The organism is Leucobacter sp. cx-42, from assembly GCF_014529985.1.
In the GTDB taxonomy this organism is placed as follows: Bacteria; Actinomycetota; Actinomycetes; order Actinomycetales; family Microbacteriaceae; genus Leucobacter.
Map to the genome: position 1 here is coordinate 134,565 of NZ_JACVMU010000004.1, position 15,218 is coordinate 149,782.

At 61.7% G+C, this 15,218-nt stretch carries 11 protein-coding genes; 4 read left to right on the forward strand and 7 right to left on the reverse strand.

Annotated elements, in window-relative coordinates; genetic code table 11:
- The first annotated feature begins 95 nt into the window (after positions 1–95).
- The 3 genes from ICM05_RS04920 (at position 96) to ICM05_RS04930 (ending at position 4,162) form a co-directional block, all read left to right on the forward strand.
- Positions 96–2,144: a putative Ig domain-containing protein gene (locus tag ICM05_RS04920; RefSeq protein WP_188023470.1), complete on the forward strand. Its 2,049-nt coding sequence runs from the start codon at positions 96–98 to the stop codon at positions 2,142–2,144.
- Positions 2,145–2,208: 64 nt separating this feature from the next.
- Positions 2,209–3,552 carry an aspartate--tRNA(Asn) ligase gene (gene aspS / locus ICM05_RS04925; RefSeq protein ID WP_353055822.1) on the forward strand — a complete coding sequence of 448 codons (1,344 nt, stop codon included), beginning with the start codon at positions 2,209–2,211 and terminating at the stop codon, positions 3,550–3,552.
- Between the two features lie 166 nt (positions 3,553–3,718).
- A complete protein-coding gene (locus tag ICM05_RS04930; RefSeq protein ID WP_188023471.1) occupies positions 3,719–4,162 on the forward strand; it encodes a hypothetical protein in 444 nt (147 codons plus the stop codon).
- A gap of 37 nt (positions 4,163–4,199) precedes the next feature.
- Here ICM05_RS04930 and ICM05_RS04935 read toward each other — a convergent pair whose 3' ends face one another.
- Complete coding sequence (locus ICM05_RS04935) at positions 4,200–5,138, reverse strand: LysR family transcriptional regulator (RefSeq protein ID WP_188023472.1); 939 nt, start codon at positions 5,136–5,138, stop codon at positions 4,200–4,202.
- A 78-nt stretch (positions 5,139–5,216) separates the two neighbouring features.
- On the opposite strand from ICM05_RS04935, the gene ICM05_RS04940 reads away from it, so the two are divergent.
- Positions 5,217–6,980: an FAD-binding protein gene (locus ICM05_RS04940; protein ID WP_188023473.1), complete on the forward strand. Its 1,764-nt coding sequence runs from the start codon at positions 5,217–5,219 to the stop codon at positions 6,978–6,980.
- An 84-nt stretch (positions 6,981–7,064) separates the two neighbouring features.
- On the opposite strand, the gene ICM05_RS04945 is transcribed toward ICM05_RS04940, so the two are convergent.
- From ICM05_RS04945 to ICM05_RS04970, 6 genes are all read right to left on the reverse strand, one after another.
- A complete protein-coding gene (locus ICM05_RS04945) occupies positions 7,065–7,856 on the reverse strand; it encodes a class I SAM-dependent methyltransferase (protein WP_188023474.1) in 792 nt (263 codons plus the stop codon).
- Between the two features lie 26 nt (positions 7,857–7,882).
- Positions 7,883–8,770 (reverse strand): homocysteine S-methyltransferase family protein, encoded by an 888-nt coding sequence (locus tag ICM05_RS04950; RefSeq protein WP_188023475.1) that lies wholly within the window; start codon positions 8,768–8,770, stop codon positions 7,883–7,885.
- Between the two features lie 186 nt (positions 8,771–8,956).
- Positions 8,957–10,369, reverse strand: coding sequence for a cytosine permease (locus ICM05_RS04955; protein WP_188023476.1), 1,413 nt, complete (start codon positions 10,367–10,369; stop codon positions 8,957–8,959).
- A 134-nt stretch (positions 10,370–10,503) separates the two neighbouring features.
- Positions 10,504–12,153 carry an amidohydrolase gene (locus tag ICM05_RS04960; protein WP_188023477.1) on the reverse strand — a complete coding sequence of 550 codons (1,650 nt, stop codon included), beginning with the start codon at positions 12,151–12,153 and terminating at the stop codon, positions 10,504–10,506.
- Positions 12,150–13,568, reverse strand: a complete 1,419-nt coding sequence (locus tag ICM05_RS04965; RefSeq protein ID WP_188023478.1) for a cytosine permease — start codon at positions 13,566–13,568, stop codon at positions 12,150–12,152. The genes ICM05_RS04960 and ICM05_RS04965 overlap by 4 nt, the downstream gene beginning before the upstream one ends.
- Before the next feature lie 169 nt (positions 13,569–13,737).
- Complete coding sequence (locus ICM05_RS04970) at positions 13,738–15,153, reverse strand: aspartate aminotransferase family protein (RefSeq protein WP_188023479.1); 1,416 nt, start codon at positions 15,151–15,153, stop codon at positions 13,738–13,740.
- Between the last annotated feature and the right edge of the window lie 65 nt (positions 15,154–15,218).

Consider the following 15,218-nt stretch of genomic DNA (forward strand, 5'->3'; position numbering starts at 1 on the left):
CATAGCCACCTCTTGTTCAACACCTTGGCGCATCATAAAGTGGCAGTGACGAGTGCACCGATGCGCACTCCGGAGCAACAAGGGAGTTCATCGCAATGCGCGGATCCGCACCTCAGTTCGCCCCTCGCTTTTCGAGGCGCCCCCGCGTCTTTGCCGGGCTCGCCCTCGCCGCAGCCCTCACGATCTCTGCACCGATGCCAGCGTTCGCCATCGAGTGGCCCGACGACAGTGAGGACTACGGCACTACGGATCCCGTTGAGAGCAACCTGATCACGCCGACGTTCACGCCGGATCTCCTGCAAACCTTCGTGTTTGCAGATGAGGCACAGCCGACCGAGGTGCGCGTGTCACCCGACGGCAAGACCGCCTACATCATCACCGATCTCAAGCCCGAAATCTTCAGGCTCGACCTCACAACCGGCACGTTCCTTGAGAGCCTGGATTTCTCCGATCTCACTGAATTCACCGGCGGCAACAACATGTCAATCTCGGGCGACGGTCGCCACGCATACGTGACCCTCAGCGAGGGACGCTTTGGTCGCGGCAACACACTTGGCGTGTTTGACCTCGTGTCACTCAAACGCGTCGGACTCGTGACGCTGCCAGAGGAATTTAACGTCATCAGGGACATCGCCGTCTCCGGCAAACCGGACGAACGGTTCATCTATCTTGCGGGCGAAGGCAAGCGTGCGAGCGACGATGCCCTCTTCAAGTACGACCTTGCAACGCTCACGGAGCAGGATCGCCTCGCAATCGAGGTGGTCAACACAGGCTCATTCACGACGAGCCTTGATGGCACCCGAATCTTCTATCCCATTGACAATGAGGTGTACGAGATTGATACCGACAGCATGGAAGTCGTCAACGAGTCGGCCATTGAAGGCGTCAACGAAGTCACCGCACTGCGGTACGACAACGATGCCGAACGCCTGTACTACGGGCACTCAACCGGCCCCTACACCGGCATCTTCAACCCCGTTACCCACGAAGTCACCAGCAACGTTGCGCTCGCTCGGCAGGTCCGCGATGTCATCGGTGACGACGAGAAGAACCGCGCCTACGCGAGTATTCCTTTTGGTGGTTACCTCATCGCGGCCGACCACGACAAGGGCATCCGCACCGAAAGCACCCGCATCATGCCGGGCAACCCCTTCGACATGGATGAGAACCCCGTCACCGGAGAGCTTCTCACGGTGAACTACAGCAGCGGCGCAAAGCCGGAGTCTGGGTACAGCGTCTCCATCGTGAAGAAGCCGAGCGTCTCAACACCGACCGTGACGTTCTCTCCCGGCGAGGCAGAAGCCAGCGAAGGTGGCGAGGGCACCGAGGCCACCCCTGAACTGGCAATCCTCGAAACCGAGGCAATCGGCATCAAGCGCGGCTACGGCGGCGGCATTGCTTGGCAGTCGTCGGCTGACGGGGACACCTGGGATGACATCGACGGCGCCATCAATGAGCAATACCAGCTTGCGGTCACCGAAGAGTCCAAGGTTCTTCAATACCGAGTTCGATGGGTCGATGACTTCTGGGGCGAGCGTGGCGCGAGCGATGCTGTCACAATCGGCGAGGTTGAGCCAGAACCCGAACCGGAGGTTGCACCCTCCATTTCTATGACCGGAGACCTGCCAGATGGGACCGTGGGCATCGTCTACGAGCCGGTCACCATCACCGCTGTAGGCAGCCCAGTGCTGACCTGGTCTGTCGAGGCAACAGGCACCGGCACAGGCTCGGACACCGAGGACCGGTCCGCAGCACTGCGATCCGCTACTCCCAGCGCACCGTCAGCACTGCCGCCCGGGCTCACGCTCAACTCCGAGACCGGCGAACTTTCCGGCACCCCCACCGTGGCTGGCACGTTCCTGTTCGCAATCCGCGTGACGAACGGCGTCGGCAGCGTCGCCAGTAATTTCAGTATCACCGTGACGAAGCAGAAGGACCCGGTCACGCCGGTCGACCCTGTGACGCCGGTCGACCCAACGAAACCTGTCGATCCCACCAAGCCGACGGTACCGACAAACGCTGGAGACAAGACCCCGCTTGCGAACACTGGTTCGACTGACGGCATGCTGTGTGTCGCGATCGGCGGATCCGCCATCTTGCTCGGCGCGTTTGCACTCATGGCCCGCAAGCGTCGTCGCGGCTAGCCAAACAAGAATCCGTATTCAAAACAAGCACTTCGTGCACAGCGTAGGCAGGTAGACTGAACGGGTGACTGAGCGTGTATTGATTAAGGACCTGGCTGCCCGAGAAGACGGCCCCGTACGAGTATCCGGTTGGGTCGAGAAGGTACGTGACCAGCGTTACGTACAGTTCGTCGTCCTCCGTGATGAGTCGGGCGCTGTGCAGCTCGTCAATGGTGGCGTACTTCGTGAGGCGGATCCCGAGAATCCTCGCTCCGACATCCTGGTGCCCCGCACCACCACCATTTCTGAGCTGACCCACGGCACCTTCGTGACAGTTGAGGGTGAGCTGCAGCACAACGAGCGCGTCAAGCTCGGCGGTGTTGAGATCCAGATCGAAACGATCGAGGTCATCACCAAGGCACTCCCCGACAACCCGGTCGCTGACGACTCGAACATCGATGTGCGCCTCGACTGGCGCTTCCTCGACCTCCGTCGTCCGGAGCAGAACCTCGTGTTCCGCGTTCAGACCACCTTCCTCCACGCTCTCCGTAACGTGTGGGTAGACCGTGGCTTCATCGAGATCCAGACCCCGAAGCTCATGGCTTCGGCTTCTGAGTCGCGCGCAGAGCTCTTCGAGGTCGAGTACTTCGAGGGCAAGGCGTTCCTCGCACAGAGCCCCCAGTTCTTCAAGCAGATGGCACAGGCTGCAGGCTTCGGCGGCATCTTCGAGGTTGGCCCCGCGTTCCGCGCGGACCACTCGTTCACCTCGCGTCACGCGACCGAGTTCACCTCGATCGATACCGAGCTGTCGTGGATCGACTCGCACGAAGACGTCATGGAGCTCCACGAGGAGCTCATCGTGGCAGGCCTCGCAGCAGTCAAGGAGAAGCACGGCGAAGAGCTCCAGAAGCTGTTCAACGTTGACCTCGTTGTTCCCGAGCGCCCCTTCCCCCGCATCCCCCTCGCAGAGGCGAAGGAGATCGTCAAGGAGCGCGGCTACGAGATCCCCCGCGCAGACGCCGACATGGACCCCGAGGGCGAGCGCCAGATTGCTGCGTACGTCAAGGAAAAGTACGGCCACGACTTCGTATTCCTCACCGACTACGCAACGTCGATCCGCCCGTTCTACCACATGCGTCACGCGGACAACCCGGAGCTGACCAACAGCTACGACCTCATCTACCGCGGCACCGAGATCTCGACCGGCGCTCAGCGCGAGCACCGCATCGAGGTACTCGAAGCACAGGCAATCGAGAAGGGCATGGACCCGAAGGAGCTCGGTTTCTACCTCGACTTCTTCCGCTATGGCGTTCCCGCACACGGTGGTTTCGGCATGGGCCTGAACCGCGTGCTCATGCTCATGCTTGAGCAGTCGTCGATCCGCGAGGTGACCTACCTCTTCCGCGGCCCGACCCGCCTGATGCCGTAAGGTTTTCTGCCTGGCGTTCACGCCATGCTCGAGCCCCTGGTTGCAGTCTTGTGCTGCGGCCAGGGGCTTTTGCGTGGGCACGGATGGTACCTCGGTGCCAGTCGAGTGCGCGCGATCGAGCCTGTGGTCTGATGTGTTTTGGCGCGATCCGCCACAGACTGGTCGCATGAAGACCACTCAGGCAAAGATTCTGACCGCCCTTGCAGCTGCGACGACGATGACTGGCGCCGCACTGAGCCTCACCGGGTGCGCGTTCATCGACAAGATGGCCACGACCTCCGCGAAGGTGTGGGCCGTCACCTACGAACTCACGACCGACTCAGCGGAGAGCGTGACCGTGAGCAACACCACCTACCGCGACACCCCCTCACGAGCGGAAGGTCAGGTCATCGCAAAGCCAGGGCTGCTCGACGTCTCGACAGAGGGGTGGCGCACGGAGACGCTCGGTGTCGTCACCAAGGAACTGAGCATTTCGGCTACCCCGCCGGAGGGCGTCCGGTTGACCTGCAAGATCCTGCTCGATGGCACCGAACAGATTGCCACAGCTACCAGTGCCGCGCCAGGCGAGGCCGTGCGCTGCGCAGTGCAGGCGCCCGAGTTCCCGGGCTAGCCTGCGCGGGGCAAGCAGTGCGGCTGAGCTGCGCGGGCTAGCCGAGTCGGGTGACGAGCTGCGCGATCCCGCGATCGCCCGTTACGAAGCGGCCCGAAACCTCGCGAATGACTGCCTGCAACGCTGCAGCCGCCCGCGTCGGAGCCATATCCGAGCGCTTCGCGAGGCTCACCGTGCGTGCGAGTGAGGTATCGCGCAGCGGCGTGACCCGCAGCTTAGATCGCACTGCAGCGACGAGCGCTGGCACCACGGCGACACCAATTCCGCGCTCGACGAAGCGCAGGGTCGCATCCATTTCCGCGCCCTCAACTGCGACGCGAGGTTCGAGATCCGCGGCCCTGAACGCCGTGTCCATGGTCGCGCGCAAGTCGTAGTTCTCCGGGAAGATGACCTGCGGGACCTGCGCGAGCTCGGCGAGAGATACGGTCGCGCCAAACGGACTCGGCGCCGCGGCAGCAGACACCGCGACCAACCGCTCGGCAAGGATCGTCTCGCGCTCGAGCACCGCGCGCGCGGCACCAGATGAGACGCCCGTCACGATCAGCGCGAGGTCGAGGGAGCCCTCCATGAGGGCGGCGATGAGGCTGCGCGACCCGCTTTCCAAGATGCGAATGTCGATACCGGGGTACTGCTCATGGAACTCCGCAAGCACCTCGGGCACGAGCGTTGTGCACAGCGTGGGAGGTGCGCCGAGGCGGATCCGCCCCTTCCGCAAACCGGCCAATTCGGCCATCTCGTTGCGTGCGGTATCGGCGTCTGCGAGCATGCGCCTGGCAAGCGGAAGTAGCCGTTCACCGGCTGCGGTGAGGCTCACGTTCCCGCGAGTTCGCTGAAAAAGCTCGACTCCGAGGTCAGTTTCGAGCGCCGCGATCTGCCGACTGAGCGACGGTTGCGCGAGGTGCAATTGCTCTGCAGCCCGCGTGAAATGGCCGGTTTCGGCGATTTCCGCGAAGCCTCGAAGCTGCTCAAGATTCATGTTCGATAGCCTATGCGCATCGAAGCGATAATGACAATACATTGGAGTTATCGTAAAAGCCCGCCTAGCGTGGCCTCCATGAACACAGCGACCGCCGAAACGGCAGCCCCAACCGAACGTCAGCTCTCCACCTCCGTGCTCGTCATCGGCACGGGTGGCGCGGGTCTGCGAGCCTCGATCGAGCTCGCAGAACGCGGTGTCCAGGTGCTCGCTGTCGGCAAGCGCCGCAAGCACGACGCCCACACGACGCTCGCGGCAGGCGGCATCAACGCGGCGCTCGGCACCATGGATCCCGAAGACACCTGGGAGCAGCACGCAGCTGACACCCTGCGCGAGTCGTACTTCCTCGGCGATCCGGCGATCATCGAGACCGTGACCCGCGGCGCATCACAGGGCATTGCGGATCTCGTGCGCTGGGGCATGCCATTCGCTCGCGAGGAAGATGGGCGGATCAGCCAGCGCTTCTTCGGCGCCCACAAGTACCGCCGCACCTGCTACGCGGGCGACTACACGGGCCTCGAGATTCAGCGCACGCTGCTGCGTCGCGCTCGTGAGCTCGAGGTTCCCGTTATCGACACGGTCTACATCACCCGCCTACTCTCGGACGAAGGCCGCATTTTCGGTGCGTACGGCTTCGACATCGTCGACGGCGTCCCCGTCGTGATCCACGCCGACGCGGTGATCCTTGCCGCTGGCGGCCACAACCGTATCTGGCGCAACACCTCATCACGCCGCGATGAGAACACCGGTGATTCGTTCCGTCTGGCGGCGCTTGCTGGCGGCAAGATCCGCGACGCTGAGCTCGTCCAGTTCCACCCGTCGGGCATCCTCGAGCCTGCAGATGCAGCAGGCACGCTCGTTTCGGAGGCCGCTCGCGGCGAGGGCGGCATCCTCACCAACGCGCTCGGCGAGCGGTACATGTCGAAGTACGACCCCGAGCGCATGGAGCTGTCGACCCGCGACCGTGTCGCGCTCGCGAGCTACACCGAGATCGCAGAGGGCCGCGGCACGACCAACGGCGGCGTCTTCCTCGATGTCTCGCACCTGCCACGCGAGGTGATCTTCGAGAAGCTCCCTCGCGTGTACCGCAACCTCATCGATCTGCAGATGCTTGACATCACGAAGGAGCCGATCGAGATTGCACCGACCGCGCACTACTCGATGGGTGGCGTATGGGTCGACGCCGAGTCGCACAACACAGGCGTCGCTGGTCTCTACGCGATCGGCGAAGCGTCGAGTGGCCTGCACGGTGCGAACCGTCTCGGTGGTAACTCGCTCATCGAGCTTCTGGTGTACGGCCGCATCACTGGTGCCGACGCTGCGAAGTACACGAAGAGCCTGACGACCGTGCACCGCTCGCCGGAGGCTGTCGAAGAGGCACGCGCTGAGATGCAGCACCTCCTCACGAGCATGGGCACTGAGACGCCGCGCGTGCTGCAGCGCGAGCTGCGCAACATCATGAGCGATCACGCTGGCGTCGTGCGCAGCGAGGAGAGCTTGCTTGAGGGTCTTGCAAAGCTTGCGGTGCTGGAAGAGCGCGCCGAGCACGTTGGCGTGCACCCCGATATCGCCGGCTTCGACGATCTCGCACACGCGTACGACCTGTACGGCTCGCTGCTTGCGGCACGCGCGACCCTTGAGTGCGCGCTTGAGCGTCGCGAGACCCGCGGCTGCCACAACCGCTCAGACTTCCCGGAACAGAGCGATGAGCTGCGCGGCAACTTCATTTGGTCGCCGGTTGATGGCGTGACGTTCGAGCCTGCGGCTGAGGCTCCCGAGTCGTTCCGCGATCTCGCGAACGAAGCCATCGACACTTCAGTGGCTGGCAAGCTCGTCGAGTAATCGCTCACGTTTCCCGGCTTGCGTGCGGGGTCGACCAGGTGCTCGGTCGGCCCCGCACGTGTGTTCCCGGCGGGCGGGCGCGGATCACGCCTGTCGGCGAACCACCACGAGTGAGTCTTCGAGCTCGTGCTCGTGCCCGTCAGGGCCGGTGGCCTTGCGATTCTTGATTGACGCGTCGATAATTTCGAAGGCTTTGCCGTCTTCGCGCGTGGTGACTCCGGTGGCCGCGAGACCGAGCGTTGCGAGCTCGCCCTCGGGACGGTGGAAGTCGCCGGGGCCGTGGCCTTTTGCCCAGCCCGGTGCCGACGCGTGCGACAACAGCACGAGCGAGCCGCCAACGGTGAGGCGGTCGAGCGCCCGGCGGATGATCTTTTCGCGTGGCAATTCAACCGGCGACTGGAAGAAGCTCGCGGTCACGAGGTCAAACCCTTCGGGTTCACCGTCGATAGCTGCGGGGTCGTCTGCCCACTCCCCCAGATCGGCCGCGATGAAGCGGGCGTTCTTGATGCCGCGATCCGCCAGCTCGGCGTTACCGCGCGAGGTCGCCGTTGCCGAGAGATCAATACCGAGTGCTGTCCAGCCGCGCTGCGCGAGCCACAGCACGTCACCGCCCTCGCCGCAGCCGAGGTCAAGGGAGCGACCCGCGGGGAGCTGCTCGACCGCAGCCTCCAGCGTGCGGTTCACGTTGCCCGACCAGATGCGCTCGGAGTCCGAGTAACGCTGCTCCCAGAACTCCGTAGGGTTCTGGTCGCTCGGCTCGCTACCGTGGCCACCGCCGTGGCCGTGCGCGTTTGCCTCGCGATGCGCACCGGTCTGGTGGGCACCGTCGTGCTGCGAGTCGTCAGCCTCGGCGGCGTGCTTAGGGGAAGAAGTCACTCGATCTCCGATTCTTGAGTTTCTAGTTATTCGGCGTCGTCTGCGAGAAGGCCAGCTGCAATTGCGGCGATGTGGGGCACGTCGGTACCGCAGCAGCCACCAAAGAGACGCGCCTGCGGAGCGTGCTCGCGCAGCTCGAGGAGCTTCGCGGCGAACACCTCGGGTGCATCTGCCGTGTCATCGTCGTGACGCGCAGCATTCAGGCGGAAGCCCGCAATGCGGTCAGTCGAGGTGTGCGCACCGATAGCCTTTTCAGCCTCGCTCGGGTGAGCACAGTTCACCAAGAAGCCCTGAACGTAGTCGTTCGTTGCACGGTCAACCTCAACGATTGCATCGCTCACGGTCGTACCGTCAGCGAGCAGGCCGTCTGAACCAACACCGAACGAGATCACCACGGGCACGTCCATACGCATTGCTGCGCGGGCAATGCCAACGGCTTCGTTCACGTAGCCCATGGTCACTGCGCCGATACGGTTTGCGCCAGCTGCGGCGAGCGCACGCACCTGGGGCAGATGGTATTCCTCTGCCTGCTCGGCAGACATGAGCTCATCGTTAGCGGGCTCGTCTGCGCGAGGGCCAACACAACCACCAACGGTGAGCGTGACGTTGCCATCAACGTTGGCCGCAGCGTCACGCACGAACTCAACAGCAGCGCGGTTGATACGAGCGAGCGCGTCGGCGTCGTACCCGAGCACATCGCCCCACGCGTTACTTGCACGCCAGGTCGGCGTATCAAGCGCGATCGGAAGCTCAGCTGCAACAGCGAGCTCAATGAACGGTTTGTAGTACTCGGTCAGCGCGGCACGACCTGCGTCGCTCTCAAGCAGCTCGAATGCTGCAAACTCACGCAAGCTCTGGCCCAGGCGCTCTTCAAGTGCAGTCTCGATGCCACCATCGGCAATTGTGTTTGGCATGTTTCGCTCCTTCGCTGAACATCGACGTGGGGCAACGCTACCAACTGCCACTGACATCGCGCTCAGATGTTCGCGAATAGCGGTAGACGCGCGAGTCTATAGATATGCCACTCCATTAATGAACGACATTGCCAACACACGAGTGAGGCCCCCGCATCCCGCGAGGGCCTCACTGCACGCAACTATCTATACTTCAGCGTGAACAAGCTGCTTCTTGTTTGCCTGAGCACGGGCCAGCACGTAGTAGATCGCCATGGTTGCAACGAAACCTACGAGCCACGCAATATCGATGAACTGCAGCGACTCCGCGAGGAAGCCGGTGTACAGCGGGGTGATCATGAAGGGCAGCTGCACGATGATGCCGAGTGCGTAGCTCCACAGACCGACGGGGTTCCACTTGCCGTACTTACCACCGTCGGGCATGAACATGTCGCCGATCGAGTACTCACCCTTGTGAATCACAAAGTAGTCGATGAGGTTGATCGCAGACCACGGAATGAGCACGTACAGCAGGATGGTGAGGAACGCATCGAACATCGTCATGAAGTCACCCTGGCCAGCAAGCGCAATCACCGTGGCAATGCCACCAGAAATGATTGTGGTCCAGACGCGCACTCGAGAGGTGATGATCACATTGAAGTTGGACTGCAGCACCGTCAGCCCATTCATTACGGCGGAGTAGAGTTCAACACCGTTGATCAGTGCAGAACTCACCGCAAAAATGAGCAGCACAATCAACCCGAAGCCACCCAGGTATTCGCCAAGCGCAGCGAGCGGGTTCTCCGCGTTCACTGCACCGAGCAGAACACCAAGCGACATTACGAAGACCGAGCTCAGCACAAGGCCGAGGTAGGTAGCCCAGAAGGCGGTCTTGGGTCCGGTCTTCTTTGGCAGGTAACGCGTGTAGTCAGAGACGTAGGGCGCATATGCCAGCTGCCAGACAACACCGATGGCCAGCATCGCAAAGAAGCCCTCGAAGTTGAACGCCGCGTCACTGCGCGACACCGTGACCTCAGGGTTAAAGGCGAGAAGCACCATTGAACTCGCTACCGCCAGACCGATGATGATCGCAAGCCAGCTCATCGTCTTGCGCAGCAGGTCATAGCCGAAGACGCACAGCACGATGCCGACGAGGGCGAAGCCGAGAATAGCGACGGTGCCGTTAAACGCTGGGAAGACCGCGAGCAGCGCGTCCTTCGCGACAATCAGGATGCCGGCGAAGAATCCCATGAACATAATGAACGCAATAATCGCGAACAAGCTTGCACCCATGTAGCCGAACTGCGCGCGGGCCTGCAACATCTGCGGGATGCCAAGGTGCGGACCCTGCGACGCGTGCAATGCGGCGCCGAACGCGCCAATCACGTTGCCCGTCACGATCGCGATGATGCTCCACATGATCGACAGCCCGTAGGCGCCACTCGCGATCGCGCCCGTTACCACCGCAAGCGGCATCATGTTCAAGCTCACCCAGATGGCGAACACCGACCAGTTCGTTCCGGTGCGCTTGTTCTCCGGGATCGGCATGATGTGCTCTTGCTCGAACTGGATAAATGACTTGGTTACCGGAGCATGGCCCTGGTGCTGAGTCTCTGACATTTCGTCTCTCCTTTGAGGCGACCGCAATTACGTACGGCCAAGTGTCTGTATTCAGACAAATGCACTCAGATCACAAATGCGAACAGTCTTTCTCGATAGTTAGCATCTGTTTTTCTGAACTTGTTCGGGCGCAATCACTTGCGCAGTGATGGATCACGCACAAACACGGTGTCTCCGCCGAGTATCGTGCGCTGCACCCGCAGTTGGTCAAAGCTCTCAGCACCGAGAATCGGCCCAGTCAGAAGTACGAGATCGGCTCGTTTGCCAACCGAGATGCTGCCGATCTCTGCCTCGCAACCTGCGATTTCTGCTGCGCCAAGTGTGTAGGAGCGGATCGCTGTTTCAACGCTCAGTCGTTGCTCTGGCTGGGCTGGCACACGCGACTCAGGGTTCAAGGCATGCAGATCTGCGGCGGGTGCCGTTCGGGTGCAAGCGGTGTGCAATCCCCAGAGCGGATCTGGACTGGTGACGGGCCAATCACTCCCCATGGCAAGGTGCGCCCCGGCACGCTCGAGCGCACCAAACGGGAAGTGGAAACGAGCTCGCTCAGAGCCGATGACTGGGAATTTTCGCTCAAGGATTTCTTGATCGTTCCGCGCCCAGAGCGCTTGCAAGTTTGCCGTCACCCCTAGCTGTGCAAAACGTTCAAAATCGGCAGGGTGCACGACGTCAAGATGCGCGATCTGGTGCCGCTGCCCTGAACCGTTCTGTGTACGAGCGTGAGCGACCGCGTCCAGGCACTCTCGCACCGCACGGTCACCAACTCCATGGAAGTGCACGCTGAACCCTGCCGCATCAACTGCAGCGGTAATGAGGTTGAGATCCTCCGGCGAAATAACTGATTCGCCACGGATGCCTGGGTGCGCTCCGCGGTACGGCTCAATGAGCGCGGCCGTACAGTTTTCACAGATTCCGTCTTGCATGATTTTGACGCTTCGCACGTCAAATCCCGCACGTTGCGCCGTAGCAATTCGCTCAAACATTTCGGGCAGATATTCCGGACCAGCTGCTGGTGGCCACCACATCGAGCCCGTCACACGGGCACGAAGTGAACCCTCCGAGAGCGTCTCAAGGTAGCTCGGGAGGCAATCTGGCAGCGTGAGGTACGCTCCCAGAATCGCGTCATGCCAAGCGGTAACCCCAAGGGAGAAAAGGTGCTCTTGCGCGGCAAGGAGACCATCTCGCAAGTCTTCCGGCTGGTGCGCTGGAATCAACTGCGTCACCAGCTCACCGGCGGTATCAAACAGCATGCCGGTGGCTTCGCCAGCGTCATCTCGCACGATGCGCCCAGCAGGCGGATCCGCGGTTGACGCATCAATACCGGCAAGCTCAATCGCTCTGGAATTCACCCAAACACCGTGCGCATCGTGGCTCGTGAACACAGCCGGACGGTCAGGAATGAGCTCATCAAGCAATGCCTTAGTTGGCAACCCACCGGGGAAGGCGTCACCGAACCAGCCGGCCCCAACCACCCATTCGCTGTGGTGATCCGCCGCAAACTCTGTGATGAGACGCGCATAGCCCGCCACCGAGTGCTCTGAATCAAGATCACAACCGAGCAGGCCGAGGCCACCAGCCTGCGCATGGACGTGCGCATCGTGGAACCCAGGAAGCACAGCCGCACCGGCAGCATCGATCCGAGCCGTACCCTCGACTGCAAGCGCGGCAATCTCAGCGTCTGCGCCAATGGCCACGATCCGCCCGTCAGCAATTGCGAGTGCAGTATGTTCACTGCGCGCCGGGTCCCAGATCTGCGCGCCGGTGATGACCGTGTCAACACTCATGCGTTTGCTCCCACGCTCACGGTCGATGCCTTGGCAATTGCCGATTTCTTCCACATTCCATACACGACTGCTGGCACAAAGAAGCCGACGATCCACGCGACATCGACAAAGCCCAGCGGCTCAGCAAGCGGGCCGGTGTACATGTTTGTCACCATAAACGGAATCTGCACGACAAGACCGAGCGCGTAGGTCCACAGACCGATGCTGTCCCACTTCCCATACATGCCACCGTCACGCTCAAACATGTCGCCCACGCGATATTCCCCCTTGCGCAGGACGAAGTAGTCAATGAGGTTGATCGCAGACCACGGAATCAAGACGTACAGCAGGATCGTCACAAAATCACCGAAGATCAGCAGGAAGTTGTCCTTGCCGAGCAGTGCGCCGGTCATTGCGAGCACGGCATAGGCGATCGTCATGATGACGCGCTTAGAGGTATTGATCCGAATCTTCGCAGAGATCGTTTCGAGCACGGTCAGCGAGCACATCACACCGGAGTAGATATTCGATGAGTTCATGACCGCCGATGCGACGCCAAATGCAAACAACACGATCGGACCAAATCCACCAAGCAAACGTCCAAGCGCGGCCATGGTGTCACCGTCGGTCGTCGTCAGACCGACGAGGGCGCCGAGAATCATCACCGTGACCGTGCCAATGACCAGGCCGAGGTAGGTCGCCCAGAACGCCTGCTTTGAGCCACCAGCCTTCGGCATGTACCGCGAGTAGTCAGACACATACGGTGCGTACGCGAGCTGCCACGTCACACCAATCGCGAGCATGCCGAAGAAGCCCGCGGTGTTGTAGCCCAGCTCCTGCGTCACGACAAACGTTGCGGGGTTGCTTACCGCGATGACAATCGAAACAACAACCAACAGCCCAATGACGATGGAGAACACAGCCATGAGCTTTCGCACGAGGTCGTAACCGAAAATCGCTACCGCCAGCGCAATCGCAGCACAGACGATGATGCCGATGTTCAGTGTCTCGCTATTGAACACGGCAGCGAAGCTCTGTGCCGCAACGACAAGGTTTGAAGCAAAGAATCCCAAAAACATGATGAGCGCAATGAGCGCGAGGAGGCTGCCACCGTAATACCCGAACTGCCCTCGCGCCTGCAGCATCTGCGGGATACCCAGCTGGGGCCCCTGCGACGCGTGAAGCGCCGCTCCAAGACCACCGATGACGTTGCCAATGATGACGGCTGTGATGGTCCAGCCCAGTGATAGCCCAAACAGGCTTGGGCCGAGCGCTCCGGTAACCACCGTGAGCGGAAGCATGTTGATTCCCAGCCAGACAAAGAACAGACCGCGCGTTGTGCCGTGCCGCTCGTCTTCTGGAATAGGGCGAATGTGTCGCCGTTCGAACGTGACGATCTTGGTCGTCGAGGTGGTCAGTTTCGGGTATTCACTCATGAGTTGCCAATCGCCATTGATTAGAGAAGTGTGTATGAGCGCGGATCGTTCCAAGCTACCGATCCACGGACCCCCGAGTTCAGGGTCGAAACTTGCCAGCCGCCTGCGCGGCAAAATGGTCGTGCGGTGCCCCGGGAGCCCCGGAACACCGCACGTGGCGCATGGCTGTTTAGAGGCCTGCGCGGTCCGTTGCGATGGTGAATGCCTGATCGAGCAGGCCTGCCATCTCATCGATGTCGTCACGGGTCATCACGAGCGGCGGCGAGACCTGCACGAGGGGGTTGCCCTCCGCATCAATCGCGACGCGGGCGATGAGCCCAACGCTGTTGAGCGCAGGGTTCAGGAAGCCGTCGACGAACTCGCCAGCGCTCATGGGGGTGTCTTCCCAGCGCTTCGTAGCCTTGTTGGTGACGAGCTCGAAGCTACGGTGGAAGCCATCGCCGCGGAAGTCGCCGACGATCTTGGAGTGCTTCTCTGCCACAGCGGTGAGCTGCTGCTCGAGGTACGGGCTGAGCTCTGCCACGTTCTCGACGACGCCTTCGCGCTCCATGATTTCGAGGTTCTTGAGCGCTGCTGCACACGCGACGGGGTGACCGCCGTAGGTGAGTGCGTGGTTGAACATGCCAACGGGGCCGTCGAGTACGGTCTCGATGATCTTGTCGCTTGCGATGACACCACCGAGCGGCATGTATGCCGAGGCGATGCCCTTCGCGAAGACGATCATGTCGGGCTGGAAACCGTAGTGCTGCGAGCCGAACCACGAGCCAAGGCGGCCGAAACCGGTAATGACCTCGTCGGCGATCATGAGGATGCCGTACTTGTCGCAGAGCGCGCGAACGCCAGCGAAGTACTCGGGGGTCGGCGGCTTCAGACTGCCGCCTGCGTTCTGCAGCGGCTCCATGATGATCGCTGCGACGGTCTCAGGACCCTCCTGCACGATCAGCGATTCGAGCTCACCCAGCAGGAACTCGGTCGTCTGCTCGGGAGTCTCCCCCTCGGGACGGCGGTAGCGCTTGGTGTTGTGCGTGTGGCGCACACCCGACATGAGCGGCTCGAACATCGCACGGACGTTGGTCATGCCATTGAGCGACATCGCACCGAAGCTGGTGCCGTGGTAGGCGACGCGACGGGCAATGAACTTGGTACGGCTGCCCTGCCCGATGGTCTGCTGGTACTGACGAGCGAGCTTGATTGCGGCCTCGTTCGACTCGCCACCGCCCGATGCGAAGAAGACGCGGTTGAGATCGCCGGGAGCGAGCTGCGCAATCTTCTGCGCAAGCTTTGCAGCGGGCGGGTGAGCAACGCTCCAGGTGGTCTGGTACGGAAGCTCAGCGAGCTGATCACGTACCGCGTCGCCTACCTCGGCGCCGTAGGTGTAACCGAGCTGCACGCAGAACAGGCCTGCGAGGCCATCGAAGAAGCGGTTACCGTCTTCGTCGAATACCGAGCAGTGCTCGCCGCGTACGAACACCGGGAGCACGTCCTCACGGTACTTGCTTGCGGGGGTGAAGTTCATCACCAGGTGGCGCTTGGCAATCTCGGCAAGACCGCTTTCGGTGGGTGCCGCATTCTGCTGGGTCGTCATTGTCTGTGTCCTCTCAATCGACGCTGACTGGGACGATAGAAACCGTCTACGCGTCCCATCGTTGC

Coding starts and splice junctions, on each gene's coding strand:
- ICM05_RS04920 (WP_188023470.1), top strand. CDS start 96: ATGCGCGGATCCGCACCTCAGTTCGCCCCTCGCTTTTCGAGGCGCCCC.
- ICM05_RS04930 (WP_188023471.1), top strand. CDS start 3,719: ATGAAGACCACTCAGGCAAAGATTCTGACCGCCCTTGCAGCTGCGACG.
- ICM05_RS04935 (WP_188023472.1), bottom strand. CDS start 5,138: ATGAATCTTGAGCAGCTTCGAGGCTTCGCGGAAATCGCCGAAACCGGC.
- ICM05_RS04940 (WP_188023473.1), top strand. CDS start 5,217: ATGAACACAGCGACCGCCGAAACGGCAGCCCCAACCGAACGTCAGCTC.
- ICM05_RS04950 (WP_188023475.1), bottom strand. CDS start 8,770: ATGCCAAACACAATTGCCGATGGTGGCATCGAGACTGCACTTGAAGAG.
- ICM05_RS04955 (WP_188023476.1), bottom strand. CDS start 10,369: ATGTCAGAGACTCAGCACCAGGGCCATGCTCCGGTAACCAAGTCATTT.
- ICM05_RS04960 (WP_188023477.1), bottom strand. CDS start 12,153: ATGAGTGTTGACACGGTCATCACCGGCGCGCAGATCTGGGACCCGGCG.
- ICM05_RS04965 (WP_188023478.1), bottom strand. CDS start 13,568: ATGAGTGAATACCCGAAACTGACCACCTCGACGACCAAGATCGTCACG.
- ICM05_RS04970 (WP_188023479.1), bottom strand. CDS start 15,153: ATGACGACCCAGCAGAATGCGGCACCCACCGAAAGCGGTCTTGCCGAG.